Genomic DNA, 19,370 nt, shown 5'->3' on the forward strand with positions numbered 1-19,370 from the left:
TTTACGTCCGCAGAAAAGTGAAATGCGGACAATTAATGCACACTCATCTACTTCTAGAATGTAGGTCGAGCGAGCGTAGCGACTCCTGACACAATGATAATGTAGCATCTGCTATGTGACTCTCTACCGCTGTGGGCACTACGACATTGCCAGGCTCCAAATACAAGAAAGCCCGACTCGAAAGAGCCGGGCTTTTTTACGTCTACAGAAAAGTGAAAAATACATTGCAGATATTATTCGCACAGTCTCCACCACCTCCGTAGCGTGGGTTGAGTATCACGAAACCCGCGGATAAAACACAACACAGAGCTCAAACTCTTTGTAGTAATACCAATACGCAATAATACTTAATCATTTAGCCTAGCTATCAACACGTTTTTCCACTCTCAAAATAGATCATTTAATTAAGCGAATTGGTATTACAGTACAAGTAAGTCTCTTTACTTAACTAATCTATTAAGATGTATAAAAATAATAGCTTTTAGTTCAGACTATTTTGATCCACACTCTTTAACTTTGACTATAGTTATACCTCATAATAATTATTCTGCAGAATTATAAAATGTCGTTACTTTTTAATATTCAGCGCTTTTTTATCTAAGTTGCTGAGTGTCTATGCGAAATAAAATATTTCAGATAATCGTTTTAATCGTGAGCCTACACCATTTACCGGCTAAATCGGATGAGTTTGATTTTTCAGGCTACGCACGTGTTATTGGTGGTTATTTAGATGAAAAAGATGTCGAATATAGAGGCTACGATGACAGTCTTAACTTTTCACCATCAAGTTTAATAGGTCTTCAAGCTGAGTATCAGTTTAATACAAACTGGTCAGTGACAGCACAAGGGTTATTTAGATCCGATAGCACAACGGTATCTGGTGAGAGTGGACTTGAATGGCTGTATTTAACTTATACGCCCACAACAAACCTACAGATAAAAATCGGTAAGCTGCGAACCCCATTTTTTACAATGAGCGACTTCTCTGATGTAGGGTTTGCATACCCATGGATCAATCCGCCACAACAAGTATACGACACGTACTTATTTAAAACATTTAATGGTATTGATGCTATTTACAAATTTGGCTCAGATGACTTTGATATCAGTATTGAAGGGTACTATGGAGAAGAGTCGGGAAGTATTGGCATAGGCCCTTTTAAAACAGGTTTTGAGGTGGATAATTTAGTGGGTGTGATAGGGAAGTTGAATATTGAAAATATAGAATTTAGGGCTTCAAGGTATAACGGTAACATAGCGTTAGATCTTAAATCGATTAACCAACTACAAGATGTTTTAGAGAATTTTAATTTTAGCCAAAGTGCGGCGTCGCTGACAACGCAGGGCAGTGCGCATGCAGATCAATTTGGTGTTATTTATGATAATTTAGATTATTTTTTTAGAGGTGAATGGGTAAAGATTAAAACACAGTTAGATATAATTCCGACTATACGAAGCTATTACTTAACCGTAGGCTATAACAATGCACCTTTTACTTATCATTTAACCTTTGCAGACAGCGATGTAGAAATTAATGCCAATCAGAATGAAATCCCTATTGGTGCTAATGTAGAGCTTGATCAGCTGGCACAGGCTTATAACAGCGTGTTTGCAGAGTCGGCACCCGACTCACTAAAAACATGGACACTTGGTATACGATGGGATGTGCTACCTAATCTGGCATTAAAGGCGGAAGTATCTGCTTTAGAGGGCGATGAGGTTAGTAATTCTTTTTTTGTGATCCCTGAGGATGTTAGCTTTAATAGAAAAACGAATCTTTACCTTATTGGCTTAGATTGGGTATTTTGATGATGTACTCTAAGTTAACTTACGTGATTAGACATATAATACTGCTGTGTATTTTTACTTGGTCATTATTGTTTATTAGCGTACAAGCCTACGCGGATAATAGCCACACAAGTAAAGTGATCATTGTTGTTAATACAGCCAATAAAAACTTAGCTTTGAGTAAGCAGCAAATTCGCCATATTTATATGGGCGGCGCGATGAGTCGTCAATTTAAAGCAGTAAATTTACCCGCCGGAAATCCGTTACGAATCGACTTTAATACGAAATTGGTTGGCTTAACCGAATCGAGAATTCAGGCTTATTGGGCTCAGATGAGATTTACAGGGCGTAGCAAGCCACCCGTAGAATTTAGCTCGACTAAAGAAATTATTGCGTATTTATTGAAAGAAGAAAATGCAGTTGCTTATTTACCTGCTGATACAAAAATTCCGGACGAGCTAACTGTTGTAACGCTAACGCCTTAATTTATGGTTAACTAGTAGCGCTGACTTATTTTAAAGTTAGCGCTTTAAATGCCTCTTTTGCTTGGTCTTTAGCTGCTGGAATGTGTGCTATGGCTACAGGCTTTGCAAAATAATACCCTTGCATTTCATCACTGCCATTTTTAATTAGGTAGTTAGCCTGGCTGGCTGTTTCTATACCCTCACTACATACTTTTAAACCTAGGCGCTTACTTAAATCGAGTATGGCCTTTAATACAGCCGCATCCTTTTCTGAGCTGTCAAATTGATTAACGAACATACGGTCAATTTTGATGGTATCGATATCTATTTTTGTAAGGTAGCTTAGCGATGAATAACCCGTTCCAAAATCATCAAGGGCTATAGACCCACCCATTTTTTTTATTTGGTTAAAGAATTCATTGGAGTTTTCAAAATTATCGAGATAGCTTGATTCGGTTATTTCAAACTGGATATTTGCAATGTCGACGTTGTATTTAACCAATTTATTTTTTACAACATCAATAAAGTGATTATCTTTAAGGTCATGGCTCGATAGGTTTAAAGAAACGAGTACATGGTTACCTATAGTTTGCTTTAGTGTGGGTAAATCTTGAAATACCCTGGAGACAACCCACTGCGTGATTGCTTTTATTTTACCTGCTTGCTCTGCAATGGGTATAAATTCGCCTGGTGAAATAAAGCCAAGCTCTTCACTTTGCCACCTAATAAGGGCTTCAAGGCCATTAGCCTCACCATTGGCAGCTATTTTTAACTGATACACAACTTCAAACTCATTTTGCGTAATCGCATGACTAATTAAATTAGCCACTTGAGCCATTCGCTTGCTGTTTTCTAACATTTTTCTATGGAAAACGGTGTACGACCCTTTACCTTTTTCTTTTGAGGCATACATTGCGATGTCTGCATTACTAATTAACGTATTAATATCAAACTCGGCCTCTTTAGCGTGGGCAATACCAATACTTACCCCGGTGGGTATATCCCACTGGTTAATAGTAAAAGGCGTTTGCATTGAGCTGATAATTTGCTCCGCAATATTAATAACGTCGGTGTAATTATTTATATTACGCAGCATTATTAAAAACTCATCACCCCCTAAGCGTGCAATAACATCGTTTTCGCGTAAGTGCTTTTTGATATTACTGGCTACCGCCTTTAAAAGTAGGTCGCCCGTTTCATGGCCAAGTGTATCGTTAACACCTTTAAAGCTATCTACGTCAAAAAACATAATTGCTATATCTTGATGATTATTTTTACAGCGCGTTAATTCTTCTTTTAGTAAGCCCATAATAAACATGCGATTAGGTAAGCCAGTTAATATATCGAAGTTAGCTAAGTGCTCCATTGATTGCTTTTGCTTTAATAGTTGTGCGGTGTTTTTTTGATTAGTGAGCACTTGGGCATTAATAGTGTTAAGTAAGTTATTAATATCTTTGCCAAGTTGCGATACTTCGTCGTTGCCTGAGCCCTGGTATTGGAGTTGATAGTTAGTTGTTTTTTCTACTTTTTGTGTGAATTTAGAAAGTTTTAATAGCGGGCTTAATAAATGTTGGTATATCCAAAAAGAGATGAGGATGGTGATCACGATGCTAAAAATAACGATAGGGGCTGCACTATAAAATAAGCTCGCTTTGCTTTCATTGAGGGGCTTATTAAAATCCTGAACAATTAATAGGTAGCCTATAGGGAACTGCTCCTCACCAATTGTTTTTAAGGCAACTAAGCCTTGGTTAGTAACACTGACGGTACGGGGCAAACTTTGTGGTTTGATCCCTTGTAACTGTGGAGAAAAATCCTCGAACTTTAAGTAATGAGGGTGCACGTAGGACTGTATTAGCTGCCAATTACTATCAAATACATTTACAAACTTTATGTGCTCGTACCTATCTAACCCCAAAAGCTCAGTTGTAATAGAAAATAAATCTATCTCTTGCGACATAACACGTAACAAATTATCTGAAATATTTGATGACATAGCATCGAGGTTTTCTTCAACTGATTGGCGGTATAAATCCTCGTGCTCATTAATAGCTAAATAAAAAACAAAACTAGCGCTTAGTACGATTAGACAAGTCGTAATAATAATAAATTTGTTACGAATACTATGAAACATTTAGCCAAATCCCTTCTTACTGTCATGCTCTTTCACTAAAAGAGTTATTACTTATTGTTGTTATTTATTAATAGAAGGCTTACGCGTAGCGCTGATGTTACTTACTAAATTTGTAAGTAAAAGAATGTGTTTAAATTCATAGAGTAACTATAGCTGGTTATTTTATTTTAGGCAGACTTACTTTGTTGCAATTTCATTCTTGGCTTAATAAGTGACCTGTGTAAGACTAATGCGGTTATTTATTAAATCAGGTGACATGAATGTCGAATATAAAAGCTTGGAAACTTATGAGCCTGTTTTGTTTGTTTGCAGTGCTTATGGGTTGTCAATCTAAAGAAGAGCAACTACAACAAACAATTCAAGAGTCTATTAAAAAGGCAGATGTTGAGCTTGCACAGCTTGGTACCGCGCTTGATAATGGAACTATACGTAATGCTGTATTGCTTAAAGAATATGGCAAACTCCTTAAACAGCAACAGCCAGAACTTAGTCAGGTTGTTGATGTAATTACCCTTGATGCTACAAGGCAGGGTGCCCTTTACAGTGGTTTAACACAACGACTTAAAGATATTAAAGGCACTTATTTAATCCCTCCTTACGAAGATACGCTACACAGTATTGATTTACTACGTGAGGCGGCTAAGCCTACGCTGTTTTCTGATGCGTTAACGGACCCGATTAATATGCTAGCGGATATGTCTAAGGGCAGCCTTGCGCGCGTTGGTGCTATTAGTAAAGAAGCGGAGGGCGCAGGCGAGGGTAATCAATTGGTGGGCAACCCTAATTACGGTAACTGGCAAACTAATAGTAATGGTATTAGCTTTTGGCAGTGGTATGGCATGTACCGTATTTTAGGCGATGTATTTGACCGTGTTGAATACGGACGTTGGAGCAGCCGCCGTAAATATAGCTATTACAACGATTACGGCCGCTATCGTTACTCAAGCCCTAAACAAATTAAAACGCAAAGTGCTTTAGAAACGCGTACGCGTCAATCGTACCAACGCCAAGGCAAACAGTTTACTAGCCCTTATGCGAGCAAAAAAACGGGTGCCTCGGGTTTAAGCCGCAGTAGTTATACACCGCCTAAAAGCCGCAGTAGTTACTCGCGTTCGAGTAGTTATAGCAACAGCTCTGGATCGGTACGCAATAGCGGTAGCAGAACCTCTCGTGGCGTGAGCCGTGGTAAGTAAAGAATAAGTTGGAGTTAGAAATATGTACGAATTTAATGGAATAACTACGTGGTCGCTACAAGCTTTGGCGATTGATTTTGCAATTATCGTGTTGTTATTTGTAAGCCTGAAATACATTAAGGGCTGGGTTTCAAACCTTCATGCAAATGACGAAATAACAGAACGCGATAACTTTGCTTTTGGTATTAGCTTTGCGGCAGGCTTAGTTGCACTTGCCATTGTATTAACGGGTGTGAGTAGTGGCGCCTTTGCTGCGTCGTTACAACAAGAAGCCCTGCAAATGCTAGGCTATGGTGTATTAGCCATTGTACTGATTAAATTAGGCCACTTTTTTCAAGACAAGGTCGCGCTTCGTAAAGTCAGCCTGCACGACGAAATTGTAAAAGGTAATGTAACAGCCTCTATTATCGACTTTGGTCATGTAGTGAGTGTGGCTATTGTGATTCGCTCTGCACTTTTATGGGTAGCAACAGAGGGTTGGCACGGGCTGCCTATCGTTATTGCTGCCTTTATTATTGGCAGTGTTGCACTACTGCTTGTAAGCCAATACCGCGTACAATTATTTAAGCGTACCAATAAAAGCGGTGATTGTTTACAACAAGCCATTATTGATGGCAATTTAGCTGTAGGTATACGCTACGCAGGCTTTTTAGTAGGAAGTGCCTTAGCTATTACTGCGGCATCAGGTATTGCACCGTATGCGGCCGACAACATTAATGCTAGCCTGCTTTATTGGGCTATTAGCGCGATTGTAAGTTTAGTGGCATTCATCATTTTGCATTTAATCACCATCAAAATAATTTTATCAGGTTGTGATATTTCAGATGAAGTTAACCGTCAGAAAAATGTAGGTGTAGGTGCTATTTCTGCTGCAGTGTCGTTTGCTGTCGGTATTACTATGGCAACCTTACTAGGCGCATAATCAGTGTCATCAACTACAACTAGCCCAAGTAAATCACGTTTACTTGGGCACGATATTTTACTAATAACTGTTATGGCCGTACTCGCTGGGTGCGGCCTTATTTATGAATACTTACTTTCGCATTACGCAGGGCGGGTACTGGGCTCTGTCGAGAGTGCTATCTATGCCATGATTGGCACAATGATAGTTGCCATGGGCTTAGGCGCATTTTTAGCCCGTTGGTTTAAAGATGCCTTTACCGCCTTTGCTTGGCTTGAAAGTATTATTGCCCTGGTTGGCATGGGCTGTATTTTGGCAATAGCCGGTGTAATTGCTGTAAGTTATTCACTTCCTCATTTGTTTTCTAGTATTTTTAATTTACCTCCAGATGTTGTGCTCAATGGCTATGTATTTCAAAAGCTGCAAGAGTGGTCACGCTTTTTACCTTATGTGTTTGGTTTAGTACTGGGTTTATTTATTGGTATGGAAATACCGCTTATTGCACGTATTCGCCAACATGTGTACGGGCGTTTTTTAGAAAACAATGCAGGCACTATTTATGGTGCCGATTATATTGGCGCGGGTATTGGTGCGGCTATTTGGGTAAGCATTATGCTGGCGATGCCTATAATGCAAGCTGCAGCGTGGACTGCTCTTTTTAATATACTGGCAGGGCTCGCCTTTTTATGGCGCTACCATGCTCATGTGCGCTTTGCTAAGGCACTTCTAGTTTGCCATATAGTGTTATTGGCACTGTTTGGGTTTATTTTAGTGATGGGAAGTAGCTGGATGAACAGCTTAAGTAATGTACTTTATAAAGATAAAGTTATTTACTCACAAGCAACTAAATACCAGCATGTAGTATTAACCGAGCGCTTAAGTAAAAACCAGCCAGCGCCTATTACCGACTTGTATTTAAATGGGCGTTTACAGTTCTCGAGTATTGATGAGCAAATATACCACTCAATGCTGGTGTATCCGGCAATGCTCGCATCAAACCGGCACGATAGCGTATTAATTATTGGTGGTGGCGACGGGCTTGCCCTTAGAGATGTTTTAAAGTGGCCAGTGAGCGACGTAACGTTAATTGACTTAGATGCACAGCTGCTTAATTTATTTGGCCATAAAGACGGTGATTTTACAGCGCCTGAGTCTATAAGTAAGCGGTTATTAGCGCTAAATAAACAATCGATGTTAGACCCACGCGCCAATATTATTGTGGGAGATGCGTTTTTAGAGGTTGAAAGGCTCCTTGATCAAGGTAAGCAATTTGACACTATTTTAATTGACTTGCCGGACCCTAATCATCCCGATTTAAACAAAATGTACAGCGACTATTTTTATAACCATGTACGTCAATTGTTAGCTTCCGATGGCGCAATGGCTGTGCAGTCTACCTCGCCTTATCATGCCAAAAAAGCATTTTTAAGTATTGCTAAAACGGTAAAAGCGGCGGGTTTTGATTATGTTGAGCAGTACCAGCAAAATATTCCTTCGTTTGGGCAATGGGGGTGGACAATAGCCACTAAAATGGGTCAACCAGCCAGTGGGCGAATTAAAAATATAAGCGCTATGCCGGTGCCATCAAGGTGGGTAAGTAAAGAATATTTATTAGCCAGCTTTGTATTTCCTAACCAGTATTTTGAACAAGTTAAAAGTATTGAGGTCAATAGGTTAGGTTCGGGCCAGCTATATGATTACTACCGTAATGCGTGGCAGATAGAAAGCGAATTGTATAAAAATTAATAAAACATAGTTGACATAATATGTCGGCCATGCGAATCTTAACTCAGACATAATATGTCAAACAGCAAAAAGGCAGAGACATGGAATTAAATGAACTTTCAATAAAATTAGCTTCTTTTGAAACAGAAGGCGCTAACTTTGAGTCTTTCTTGATTGCCAACCCTGGTGAGCAAGATGTTTTACAAGTCATAGTTGATGGAAACGATGAACTTCCAATTTTTGTTACGCAAACACAAGAGCAGTTGTTATGTATTAGCTACTTGTTTGGCGAAGATGAAGTAAAAAGTGAATTACGCAACGAGTTAAACGAGACACTACTACGTTTAAACGTGCCAATTCCACTGAGTGCATTTGCTAAAATCGATAACAAATACGCGATTTTTGGTGCACTGTCGGTAAATTCATCATTAGATGATATTACCCACGAACTAGTGACACTAGCTGACAACGCTATTGACGCACTAGAAGCCGTGACCTTGTATTTAAACGATTAGTAACTAGTTAGTGGAGTTAAGATTATGAGTATATTAAAAAAATTATTTACAGCAGTACGTGGCGGCGCGCGTGAAGCGGGCGAAGCAATTGTAGATGCAAACGGCATTCGTATTTTTGAACAAGAAATAGCAGATGCGCAAAATGCACTTAATCGTGCTAAAAAGAGCCTTACAGAAGTAATGGCTAAAGAAATGCAAACTAAGCGTAAAATTAGCGCAGTTGATGCATCAATTGCTGAGCACGAAGCATATGCAGGCCAAGCACTTGAAAAAGGCAACGAAGCCTTAGCATTAGAAATTGCCGAAAAAATTGGCGACTTTGAAGCTGAAAAAGCGGAAAACGAGCAAGTATTAGCAGGTTTTAGCAATCATATTGTAGCGCTTAAACAACAAGTTAAAGACGCTGAAAAGTCGATTAAAGAAAACCAGCGTCAGCTTACTATGGTTAAAACCACAGAAAGCGTACAGCAAGCAACAATGGCGGTTAACAGCACGCTTAATACCAATAGCTCGTCTATGACATCGGCCCGTCAGTCGCTTGAGCGTATTAAACAGCGCCAGCAAGATCGTAGCGACCAGTTAGGCGCTGCAAAAGAGCTTGAGTCAGATACAAATGGCGACGATTTAAAAGCAAAAATGGCTGAAGCCGGTATTGGCGATACAAGCCCAAAAAGTGCCGATATTTTAGCGCGCATTAAAGCCAAGCAAAACGGCTAACAGTTCGTACATTTATAATAAAAGGTAATTAAGCGTGGCTTAGTTACCTTTTTTGCTTAAGGGATGCCTCATTATGTTTAATTTTTTCAAATCAAAAAAAGAGCCAGAACGTCAGCTTAACCATGCAAGTGAGCTTAAAAAAGGTGACATGTTTAGCGTTATCGATTCATTTGCGTATCCGTCGTGGTTAAAAGGGCAAACGCTGCGTGTTATTGATATTCAAACCTATCAATATCAGCACAGTAGTGATACTGAGTTTGTGCTAGAGACGAACAGCGGACAGGTGGTATTTTTACAAATTGAGCAAGATGATGGCGAGCAGTGGGCTAATTTTTCAATCAAAATTCAGCGTGACGACGTAGAGCAAATATTTGGGCTAGACGAATTTGCACGTATTTTTGATGAAGAGTCGTTAACTCATATACAGGTACAAAATACGCCAGAGCAGTTTATGCAGTTTTTAGCTAAAAGCTATCAGCAAAGTGAATCGCCTTATGTGTGCTATTTCCATAACAAAGATTTTCGTGGCCAGTCATTACCGCGCTATGAGCAAGAGGGTGGCGAACCTTGTGAAATGATTTGCTTAGCATCGCCAGACGAAGGGCATGGCTTAAATATTGAAATATGGGATGGCGGTGAGACCGAAGTGTCACTAACGCTAACACGCCCAATTACCGATATAGTCGACTTGTTTCCAGGAGATGCGAAGTGAGTGATGCTAAAGATAAGTGGTTACGTCAAGAGCAAGCCGTGCGTGCCACACAAATGGCATTTGATTTAAGCAGCGAAGTACAAAAGTCGATAAAAAAGCAGGCCATTGACCAAGAGCTTACGCCCTCAGATATGATCCGTAAAATTTTAGGCTTAGATGTAAAGTCTAAAAAAACACGTCAGCGCCTATCGTTTAATTTAAACGATGATGAAATAGCCCAACTTGCAACGCGGTTTAATGTCCAAAGTGATGATAAGCGAGCCGTAAAGCAACAAGTAGCAGAGTTATTAATTGCTCATACTAAAAAAACACTAAGTAGTTAATTTAGATTTATATGAATATTATTTTAATTGCTTACTTAATTATTTTTGCTTTATTTGGCACAGCTGCAAGTTACTTTGTGCGATTTATTTATGCGTACTGGGTAAAAAAAGAAATGCCAATGAAATATATTGTTAAAGCAGGAATTTGTGTGGTGTTGGTGGTGGTTATTTCAGCGTTAATACCTTTTATAGGTTAACGCTGAAATTGGCGTTTGCGCTATTTTATATCAAATGCCTGGCATTGCTGATTAATACACAGGGTTTGTACCTCAAGTACCGGTGAGCAATCGGTTAAACCTTGCGCTTTGTTTTGCGCTTTTTGTTGTTGTGTAATTTTTTGGGCAACTTCTTCGGCGTGCTCTTGAGAGGTATTAAGCGTTGAATACACAACATACTTACTTGGCCCACCACATGCTCGTGCACCTACTTCGAGTACCTTACATTGAAAGCTTGCGGTGCAACTATTATCACTAACAATGTTATTAAGATCGTAGTTCAAGTCAGACAAATTCTGATTTTGCTCAGTACTTGATGATGTGCTTGCACAGCCGCTAAGTAATAGCATAGCGCTGGTGGCAACACTCACAATTGATAATTTAATTGCTGATGGTAAACAACTCATAACCTTGTCCTTAAAATACACTTACCGCTGAACCTTCAAGTTTAACACATTTATTTTCAACACACTGCGTGCTTGGCGAAGTTAAATGCTGGCACGTGCTCATCATTTCATTTTGTATGTTGTAGGCTTTTTCAAGCGTTGTTATTTGCTTTGCAAGCGAACTGACTTGCCCCTCTTTAGCTGATTTTGTTGAGTAAACAACATAATCACTTGGTCCGCCGCAAGCTTTGCTTCCTACAGGCATAACCTTACATTGTGCAGAGGTATCGCACTGTGTATTGGCAATTAACGTATTAAGCTCGCTTTTTGCGGTTTTAATGTCGTTAAGTGATACTGCTTTTAAAGCGGTTTTTATGGGTTGCGATGCATCAGTAGGGTTTTTGTGCTTGTTTTCACTGCTGGTTTGTTGAGGTACTTCTTTATGCGGTACTTCTTTAAGCTCGTTCACCGAGTTAGTTGGTGCATCTTGCGATGTTGTTTCGAGGCATGCAGTTAAACAAAGTGGTAAAAGTAGGGCTAACAGTGGAGTACGCATAACAAACCTTGATAGTGATGAATTATTCATCACTATCATACACGGTGCATTTTTAACGGCAATAAAAACTATATTATCAAGTAATTAAAGCCGTTTTAGATTTATCTTTATAAACCGCCTTGGGTAAGTTTAGTGGGGTTAAGCAGTTTTTCTAATTCACTGCGTGGAAGGTCGGTTTCTTGCTCTGCGACATCAATAATTGGGCGGGCTTCTTTGTAGGCTTGCTTAGCTATTTTGGCTGCTTTTTCGTAACCGATCACCGGATTAAGCGCTGTCACTAAAATTGGATTTTTGGCCAGTGCTTTATCAATATTGGGCTGGTTTACTTTAAAACTCGCAATGGCTTTATCTGCCAATGCTTGGGCGCTATTAGCAAGTAACTCAATGCTTTGTAAAATATTGTGCGCAATAACAGGTAGCATTACGTTTAGCTCAAAATTACCGGCTTGGCCTGCCACAGTGATGGTTGCATCGTTACCTATAACTTGAGCGCTTACCATGGCTGCCGCTTCTGGGATCACCGGGTTTACTTTACCCGGCATAATCGATGAGCCTGGTTGCAGTGCTTCAAGCTCTATTTCGCCAAGCCCGGCAAGTGGACCTGAGTTCATCCAGCGTAAGTCATTGGCTATTTTCATTTGCGCTACAGCGAGTACTTTTAGCTGACCTGAGAGCGCTACAATGGCATCTTGCGAGCCAATATTGTAAAAAAAGTTACTGCTTGGCTTAAAGCTTATACCCACATTTGCGCTTAAGTTTTTAGCAAACTTTGAGGCAAATTCGCCATCAGCATTAATGCCCGTGCCAACAGCTGTCCCGCCTTGGGCAAGCTCACATACTCGCTCTAAGCTATGGCGAATGCCTGAGGCTGCATTATTTACTTGTGATTGCCACGCGCTTAGCGTTTGCTCAAACGTAACGGGCATGGCATCCATTAAATGCGTACGGCCTGTTTTAACTATTTTGCCAACGTCTGCCTTTTTTTGCTCTAAACTCTGCGATAGTTTTTCAAGAGATGGCAGTAATTCATAAACCACGTTAATAGCACTACTTAGTGCAATGGCTGTAGGCACCACATCGTTAGAGCTTTGCCCCATATTTACATCATCGTTGGGGTGAATTGGCTCATTACCAATGCGGGTTGCAAGCGTTGCGATAACTTCATTAGCGTTCATGTTCGAGCTGGTGCCTGAGCCAGTTTGGAAAATATCAACCGGGAAGTGCTCGTAATGCTCGCCATCAATAATTTGTTGGCATGCTTGCTCAATAGCGTTGGCTTTACTTTTACTTAAGTGATTTAGCTCAAAGTTACTTTGTGCTGCAGCTTGCTTAATGTATGCAAGCGCTGTTACAAACTGTTTTGGCATAGTTAAGCCGCTAATAGCAAAGTTGTTAACTGCACGCTGGGTTTGCGCTTGGTATAGCGCATCACTAGGGACCTGTAATTCACCCATGCTGTCGGATTCGGTTCTAAAATTGCTCATAAGTCGCTCCTTAAAAAGGGTTAAATTCGTGACTGAGTACGCGAGCTTCGCGCTCAAGTTTTAAAAATTTTTCAGTATCGTTATGTGCATAGTAAAAGCGTTTTAATGCCAATAAGGGTTTATATAATTGCTCAAGGCACTGCTTACGAATGGCATTGTGTATTAGAGGGTCGCACATTTTATTGATAATTTCATGGTGAGTGCGTAATAAATATAATTCTTGTAGTAACGGGTTACGCTGTTTTTCAAAGCTTTTAGCAACGTTTAAAGCGGTTTCTATGTAGTGAGCTACCACCATAGGCGCATGTAAGCCTGGGCGTAAGCAGTTACAAGCAAGTTCATGATGATAAGGCTGTAATGCCTGAAAGGGAGACATAAAAAAACCGATTTAAGTTAACGATAATAGTTATCATTACATTTAATCGGTTTCAGTGTAAACAGTTATTATAAAAATTATTTGCAGCGTTTAATTGAGTATCAATTATAGCCAAGAATGAATATTTGGTCTGTTTCATGTTTTTTTAGCGCCTGTTGATTTTGGTTACAGTGAGAAAGTAAGTCGATTACAGTGGCTCTACTATCACAGGTGCTGCTTGGTTTTTCGGTGCTTTTTTCTGTCACTGAGACCACAGCGTCTACAGCGGTGTAAGGGGGAGTATGCATAATTTTATCCTCGTATTTAATATTGGTAATACACCCTACTTAGGGTTGATTTAATTAAAGCATAATACATACCATCGTCTTATTTTTATTTTAGTGCCATGAATTAACTCACTTTTATAAATTATCTATAAAACTTTAATTGTTCAGTGCCATTTTTTTGCGTTAATGTTGTGCAATAAGTTTCAATATTGGTGCAGGTCATGATCAAACCTTTCTCACAAGCGTGTGAAAACAATAAGGGTCCTATTTTAGAGGTGCTTAAAACGGCTTTTAATAAGACAAAATCGGTACTCGAAGTAGGCTCGGGTACGGGGCAGCATAGTGTGTTTTTTGCTGAGCAATTACCGCATTTACAGTGGTATACAAGTGATCGCCGTATAAACCATGAGGGCATAAGTTTATGGCATAAGGAGGCAAATTTAACTAATTTACACGGCCCTCTTGAGCTTGATTTGAATTATGCATGGCCGGTAAATAACGTAGATGCCATTTACACAGCAAATACGTTTCATATTGTAAGTTGGCAGTTGGTTGAGCAATTTTTTAAAGGGGTTACAACACACTTAGTAAGCCAAGGTGTAGTGTGTATTTATGGCCCTTTCAAATACCAAGGGCAGTTTACAAGTGCAAGTAATGAAGAGTTCGATCGCTTTTTAACACAGCGTGACCCATTTAGCGGTATTCGTGATTTTGAGGCCATAGAGCAATTAGCAAGGCATGCTGGCCTTACACTCATAAGTGATACAGCTATGCCAGCGAACAATCAGTTATTGGTTTTTAAACGGCAGTAAATCAGCGCACTGCGTTTTATAAATTGTCATATGCTGGCGTTCTCGCTTTAGGTAGTCGTTTATTGCTGCTCTAAAGTCGGGTTCAACAATATAGTGGCTAGAGTAGGTAAAAACAGGCTCAAACCCACGAGGTATTTTATGCTCACCTTGAGCGCCGGAGTGAAAGCAATGTAAGTTATGCTTAATCGCAAACTCAATCCCTTGGTAGTAACACAGCTCAAAATGAAGGGAGTCTATTTCTTCGCTGGCGCCCCAATAGCGGCCATACAAGGTGTTTTCACCTTGTAAGCTTAGCGTTGCTGCCACTATTTTGTTGTCTTTTTTGGCAAGCATAATAATTAGCTGATCGCCCATTAGTGCCTGTAATAAAGTAAAAAACTCAATATTTAAATACCCTAAATGCCCAGAACGTTTTAAATAAGTACGCTGATAAAACTCACAAAATAGCTGCATTGTTTCAGGGCTTAGGTGCGAGCCTTGCAGCCATTCAATGGAAATATTTTGCTGCGCTATTTTAGCTCGCTCTTTTTTTAGCGTTTTTCGTTTGCGTGCGGTGAGTGTATTTAAAAAATCGTCAAAGGTTTTAAAGCCTTTATTAAACCATTGAAACTGCACGCCTACGCGCTGCATTATATCCTCAGTACACAGGGCTTGAGCTTGAAACTTTGGGCAAAAGTTAACATGCCAGCCAGACCAACCTTGCTCCACACTGGTTAAATTTAATTGCTTTTTTATGTACTCGTATACGCTTTGTGTATTCGTATGTGCAATGGCAATACGCTGGCCTTCAATAGGGCTAAAAGGTACACCGCTTAGCCATTTAGGGTAATAGGCTAATCCGTGTTGCTCGTAGGCTTCTGCCCATGCCCAATCAAAAACATACTCTCCGTAAGAGTGGCTTTTTAAATACCCAGGTGCGAGTGCGACTAATTTGTCAGCTTCATAAACCGCTAAGTGCTGAGGCTGCCAGCCTGTCTCTTTGTTTACACAGTGGCTTTGCTCTAATGCATATAAAAATGCATGGCGGGTAAAAGGTTCATTACCGAATAATCGAGTCCATTCGTGTACGTCTATCTGTTTAATATCACTAAACCATTGGTGGGTAAAAGTTGCCATTACTGCTTACCTTGGGCTGCTTTATAGTGGGTGGTGGCGTTTTAAACTAAGTTAACACAAGCGCATTTATTTAGCGCATTATTGTATTAGTGCTCTTCAATTTCGGCGTATTGGGCTAAGCACGCGGTTAGCTTAACCAGTTCTAGCGGTTTTGCAAGATGCTGATTAAAACCAACGGCTTGAGCATGGGCTTTATCCTCAGGCATAACATCGGCGGTCAGCGCAATAATAGGCAGCTCTACCTCACTTTTAAATTGTCTAATTAGGGCGGTGGCTCTGTAACCATCCATTATTGGCATTTGGCAGTCCATTAAAATTAAGTCAAAGTGTTGCTCTTTTGCTATATCTACTGCCGCTTCACCATTTTCGACAATATGGGCAACAATACCTAATGAGCCTAGCATGGCTTTAATTACCATTTGGTTTACCGGGTTATCTTCTGCTACTAGCACTTTTAAAGCCGCCAATTTAGTACCCGAGTATACAAGCTCGGCTTGCTCTTGTACTGGGCTGGTGCGAAGCTCAACGTCAAATTTAAACGTAGAGCCAACGTTTGGTTCGCTCTGTAATGTGATGTTACCGCCCATTAATTTACTGAGTTCTTTTACGACAGTTAAGCCCAGACCTGTGCCACCGTATCGCCTTGATGTTGAGTCGTCGGCTTGGGTAAAGGCACTAAATAGCTTGGACTGCTGGGTGGGCTCTATGCCAATACCCGTATCTGTAACGGTTACGGTTATTTTAACTTTGTCAGTACTGATAAACTCTCCGCCAAAATCTACATTTACTTTGCCTTGCTCTGTAAATTTTATCGCGTTGCTGCAAAGGTTTAGCACTACTTGCTCAAAGCGTAAAGGGTCGCCTACATACCAAGTATCTACCGGAAGATGACTGCTAACCTGCCAGCCAATGCCTTTATTGGCTGCACTGGCTTCAAACATTGTGTTAATACGCTTTATAATTGCATGAAGGTCAAACGCTGTGCTTTCTAGCTTAAGCTTATGTGATTCAATTTTTGAAATATCAAGTATGTCGTTAATCAGGTTTAGTAAGCTTTTAGATGAAGAGTTTATTTTGTCTAAGTAACCAATAAGAGTGTGTGCGTTGTCTTCTTTGCGCGCTAATGATGAAAAGCCAATAACAGCATTTAATGGTGTGCGTATTTCATGGCTCATATTAGCTAAAAATCGGCTTTTAGCCTGATTAGCTAAGTCAGATTGCTTTTTAGCTTGCGCAAGCGAATGGGTGCGCTCTGCGACTTTTCGGGTAAGGGCAATTTGTTGCTGATTAAAAAGCAGTAAAACAATTAAAATTAAGGCACATACCACCAATTGTAAGGCCATTAAAAACAGTGTTAATTGGTTATTATGGGGGGCAAGGTATTTCTCTTTTAAGGCTAAATGTGCATTCCATGTTTGCCCACCAAAGCTGAGCTTTAGTTTCATAACACGGCTGCCCTGAGCGATATTTAAACTTTTGCCGTAGTTACTATAAAATGCGGGCTTATTTACATCTTCATAGAGCGCAATAGAAAACATCTCTGATTGTTGCTCGTTAATCGCTTGCTCAATAATATTACGCACTAAAAACACACCTGTTGCGTACCCCTTTATAATAGCTTTTTGCTGTTGTTGTTCGTACACGGGGGCAAATAGCAGATAGGCAGGCTCAGGCTCAGCTGTTTGCACTAACTGAATAATTTTAGTGCTGACTGGCTGATACCTAATTGCAGGGTTTACTAGCGATGCTTTTCTGTCTGGGTTTGAGTACACATTAAAACCAACCGCTTTTTGGTTGCCATTAAAAGGGGCAATGTATTTAACGATGACCATAGGATCGTCTGGTTCAAGGGGCTCGCCGACAATTTCAAAGTCTAGGTGGTATATATCGGCAACTTCTTTGGTAAACGAATCTCGCTCACTTTGCGCTATTTTTTGATTCCACGAAAGCGCTTTAATAAACGAATGCTGCGTCAGTAACTCGCTGGCGTAGGCGTAAAAGTCTTGTTGGTTTAAATCTGGGTTAGATTGTACTTGGCTGGCTAAGCTTTGCACCGCTATTAAACTTTGGTTGATGTAGCGATATAAGCTATTTTCAATAATGTGAGCTTCTCGCTCGGCGACTTTAACGGTATTTTGTCTGTTTTCTTGGTTATAAAGCTGAGTAGTTACTGCAACAGATACAAATAAAATACTACATACCGCTAACGTAGGCAGCGGCGATATAGGCCTATTTTGCCCCTTAAACTGAGTAAGCACCAATAGCAGAGGAGTGGCAATAATTACGCCTAATGAGTCTCCTAGCCACCAAAATAACACATTTTGCCAATGATCTTTAATATCGTATGCGGAGTTAAATTGGCTCAGCGCAAAAACCCCAAAATTTGCTGAAATTAAACTAACCGCAATGCCCACAACAAAAATAAAATAAATGATACTTGCGCGTTTTTTAAAATACAGCGGGTGCCCAAGCCAATATTTAAGTAAACCAGCCCCCACCATTGCCTGCAATACAATGCCAATAGCAATATACATGGCTTGGCTGAAGGTATTGCCAACTAACACCATATCGTGAGCTGTGCTGTCAAAAATATTAAAGTTAAAAGCAAAGGCTGCTATAAAAAGCGCTGGAATGAAGCGCCACCACCACATATAGCATCCAACTAAGGCAATACCTGCAGGTAACCATACCGGGATAATTTGAGTATTAAAGGCGAGCTTAGTGAGTGAAATACCAATTAAAAAGTACGCTAATGAAAAAATTATGTAAAAGATAACTGAATGATATTTTGAGTTAAAATTTTTCACATAGCTCCCTGACTTTTTAAAAGTACTTAATTTTAAATATCAGTATAGCGAACAGTATGTTATTTGCGGTATTTTTTAATATATGTTGTAAAAGGTGTACCTTGCGCAATGTGTAAACTGCTTATTTAGCAGTTAAGGTTGTTTGCTCAGCTGCTGTTTCTGCTGCTGTAAAATAGAGATTTGTTGCTCTACAGCGCTAATTAATGCGTTATAGCGGTTTTGAATCGCCGTAGTTTTAGTGGCTATCGCATCGGCTATTGATTCGGCGCCCATTCTATTAGCTTGATCTTGAGTAACATAGCTGGCTTGTTGTTTGGCGTCAGCTAAGTCTTCTTTATAATTTTTGATAGTAAGCTGGTGGCGTTTAATTTCACGATCAATTTTTTTAATCTCAATGTAGTTATCTACAGAGGCACCAGGCATTGCGGGTGAGTTTGCATTATTGCCGTACTTATCGGCAACTAGTGGCTGTTTTAGCTTAATAACTTCTGCATTGTCAGCACAGGGTGTTTGGCTAAATGTAGCGACTCCTTTAATTGTGCATTTAAAAACCGTAATGTCTTGGGCTGCGTGTGTACTTAAAGCCACAAGGCCTATTAAAGGTGCAATTAAACGAAACATAATTAAACTTACGTTAGTGGAGTTGTTATTAATAATGCCGTAACTATCCAGTGTATTCAATGTGTTTTGATTCACCTATTTTAATAAGAAATGGTGGAGAAGAAGAGAGTAGCTTAATTACATACATGTAATTAATTGCTTTGCAACGCCTGCGGCGGCTTAAACTGTTCCAGACATTTTATCGAACCCTATCGAGGGTTCTCACCCTCCTTGGATACATGGGTTGTTAAATTTCAGGCACAAAAAAACCGCAACTAAG

20 protein-coding genes are annotated in these 19,370 nt (G+C 39.9%); 11 read left to right on the top strand and 9 right to left on the bottom strand.

Features of this window, described 5'->3' with window-relative positions; all coding sequences use genetic code 11:
* Positions 1 to 615 precede the first annotated feature (615 nt).
* Together B2R65_RS03195 and B2R65_RS03200 are read left to right on the top strand one after the other, a co-directional pair.
* The gene (locus tag B2R65_RS03195; RefSeq protein WP_286741054.1) at positions 616 to 1,809 is read left to right on the top strand and encodes a hypothetical protein; all 1,194 of its coding nucleotides are present in this window, start codon (positions 616 to 618) and stop codon (positions 1,807 to 1,809) included.
* A 23-nt stretch (positions 1,810 to 1,832) separates the two neighbouring features.
* On the top strand, positions 1,833 to 2,273 hold the full coding sequence (locus tag B2R65_RS03200; RefSeq protein ID WP_338128464.1) for a hypothetical protein: 441 nt from the start codon (positions 1,833 to 1,835) through the stop codon (positions 2,271 to 2,273).
* 25 nt (positions 2,274 to 2,298) lie between these two features.
* On the opposite strand, the gene B2R65_RS03205 is transcribed toward B2R65_RS03200, so the two are convergent.
* Positions 2,299 to 4,386, bottom strand: a complete 2,088-nt coding sequence (locus B2R65_RS03205; protein WP_286741058.1) for a putative bifunctional diguanylate cyclase/phosphodiesterase — start codon at positions 4,384 to 4,386, stop codon at positions 2,299 to 2,301.
* 260 nt (positions 4,387 to 4,646) lie between these two features.
* On the opposite strand from B2R65_RS03205, the gene B2R65_RS03210 reads away from it, so the two are divergent.
* From B2R65_RS03210 to B2R65_RS03245, 8 genes are all read left to right on the top strand, one after another.
* Complete coding sequence (locus tag B2R65_RS03210; RefSeq protein WP_004589136.1) at positions 4,647 to 5,579, top strand: hypothetical protein; 933 nt, start codon at positions 4,647 to 4,649, stop codon at positions 5,577 to 5,579.
* Between the two features lie 22 nt (positions 5,580 to 5,601).
* Entirely contained in the window at positions 5,602 to 6,501 is a 900-nt protein-coding gene (locus B2R65_RS03215) for a DUF350 domain-containing protein (protein ID WP_004589137.1), read from the top strand.
* A gap of 3 nt (positions 6,502 to 6,504) precedes the next feature.
* On the top strand, positions 6,505 to 8,226 hold the full coding sequence (locus B2R65_RS03220; RefSeq protein ID WP_286741062.1) for a polyamine aminopropyltransferase: 1,722 nt from the start codon (positions 6,505 to 6,507) through the stop codon (positions 8,224 to 8,226).
* Between the two features lie 80 nt (positions 8,227 to 8,306).
* Complete coding sequence (locus B2R65_RS03225) at positions 8,307 to 8,720, top strand: YjfI family protein (protein WP_004589139.1); 414 nt, start codon at positions 8,307 to 8,309, stop codon at positions 8,718 to 8,720.
* 24 nt (positions 8,721 to 8,744) lie between these two features.
* Positions 8,745 to 9,437: a PspA/IM30 family protein gene (locus B2R65_RS03230; RefSeq protein WP_004589140.1), complete on the top strand. Its 693-nt coding sequence runs from the start codon at positions 8,745 to 8,747 to the stop codon at positions 9,435 to 9,437.
* A 73-nt stretch (positions 9,438 to 9,510) separates the two neighbouring features.
* The gene (locus B2R65_RS03235; RefSeq protein WP_024032119.1) at positions 9,511 to 10,149 is read left to right on the top strand and encodes a DUF4178 domain-containing protein; all 639 of its coding nucleotides are present in this window, start codon (positions 9,511 to 9,513) and stop codon (positions 10,147 to 10,149) included.
* Positions 10,146 to 10,472 carry a hypothetical protein gene (locus B2R65_RS03240; RefSeq protein WP_286741066.1) on the top strand — a complete coding sequence of 109 codons (327 nt, stop codon included), beginning with the start codon at positions 10,146 to 10,148 and terminating at the stop codon, positions 10,470 to 10,472. Before B2R65_RS03235 ends, B2R65_RS03240 begins: the two co-directional genes overlap by 4 nt.
* A gap of 11 nt (positions 10,473 to 10,483) precedes the next feature.
* Positions 10,484 to 10,669, top strand: a complete 186-nt coding sequence (locus tag B2R65_RS03245; protein WP_004589143.1) for a hypothetical protein — start codon at positions 10,484 to 10,486, stop codon at positions 10,667 to 10,669.
* Between the two features lie 20 nt (positions 10,670 to 10,689).
* Here B2R65_RS03245 and B2R65_RS03250 read toward each other — a convergent pair whose 3' ends face one another.
* From B2R65_RS03250 to B2R65_RS03270, 5 genes are all read right to left on the bottom strand, one after another.
* The gene (locus B2R65_RS03250; protein WP_029772226.1) at positions 10,690 to 11,094 is read right to left on the bottom strand and encodes a hypothetical protein; all 405 of its coding nucleotides are present in this window, start codon (positions 11,092 to 11,094) and stop codon (positions 10,690 to 10,692) included.
* Positions 11,095 to 11,104: 10 nt separating this feature from the next.
* Positions 11,105 to 11,668: a hypothetical protein gene (locus B2R65_RS03255; protein ID WP_377110043.1), complete on the bottom strand. Its 564-nt coding sequence runs from the start codon at positions 11,666 to 11,668 to the stop codon at positions 11,105 to 11,107.
* A gap of 68 nt (positions 11,669 to 11,736) precedes the next feature.
* Positions 11,737 to 13,113 carry a class II fumarate hydratase gene (locus B2R65_RS03260; protein ID WP_248533383.1) on the bottom strand — a complete coding sequence of 459 codons (1,377 nt, stop codon included), beginning with the start codon at positions 13,111 to 13,113 and terminating at the stop codon, positions 11,737 to 11,739.
* A gap of 10 nt (positions 13,114 to 13,123) precedes the next feature.
* A complete protein-coding gene (locus tag B2R65_RS03265; protein ID WP_004589147.1) occupies positions 13,124 to 13,489 on the bottom strand; it encodes a hypothetical protein in 366 nt (121 codons plus the stop codon).
* A gap of 101 nt (positions 13,490 to 13,590) precedes the next feature.
* Entirely contained in the window at positions 13,591 to 13,776 is a 186-nt protein-coding gene (locus B2R65_RS03270) for a hypothetical protein (protein WP_004589148.1), read from the bottom strand.
* 200 nt (positions 13,777 to 13,976) lie between these two features.
* Here B2R65_RS03270 and B2R65_RS03275 point away from each other — a divergent pair, with 200 nt between their 5' ends.
* The gene (locus B2R65_RS03275) at positions 13,977 to 14,567 is read left to right on the top strand and encodes a DUF938 domain-containing protein (RefSeq protein ID WP_286741069.1); all 591 of its coding nucleotides are present in this window, start codon (positions 13,977 to 13,979) and stop codon (positions 14,565 to 14,567) included.
* Here the strand turns inward: B2R65_RS03275 and B2R65_RS03280 are convergent.
* The 3 genes from B2R65_RS03280 to B2R65_RS03290 all read right to left on the bottom strand — a co-directional run bounded on the left by B2R65_RS03280 (position 14,544) and on the right by B2R65_RS03290 (position 19,111).
* Entirely contained in the window at positions 14,544 to 15,683 is a 1,140-nt protein-coding gene (locus B2R65_RS03280; protein WP_286741071.1) for a GNAT family N-acetyltransferase, read from the bottom strand. The two genes, B2R65_RS03275 and B2R65_RS03280, sit on opposite strands and share 24 nt — an antisense overlap.
* An 86-nt stretch (positions 15,684 to 15,769) precedes the next feature.
* Complete coding sequence (locus B2R65_RS03285; protein ID WP_286741073.1) at positions 15,770 to 18,490, bottom strand: ATP-binding protein; 2,721 nt, start codon at positions 18,488 to 18,490, stop codon at positions 15,770 to 15,772.
* Positions 18,491 to 18,622: 132 nt separating this feature from the next.
* Positions 18,623 to 19,111, bottom strand: coding sequence for an RNA-binding protein (locus B2R65_RS03290; protein WP_286741075.1), 489 nt, complete (start codon positions 19,109 to 19,111; stop codon positions 18,623 to 18,625).
* Positions 19,112 to 19,370: the final 259 nt, after the last annotated feature.

Source organism: Pseudoalteromonas sp. UBA2102 (genome assembly GCF_002331165.1).
Taxonomy (GTDB): Bacteria; Pseudomonadota; Gammaproteobacteria; order Enterobacterales; family Alteromonadaceae; genus Pseudoalteromonas; species Pseudoalteromonas atlantica.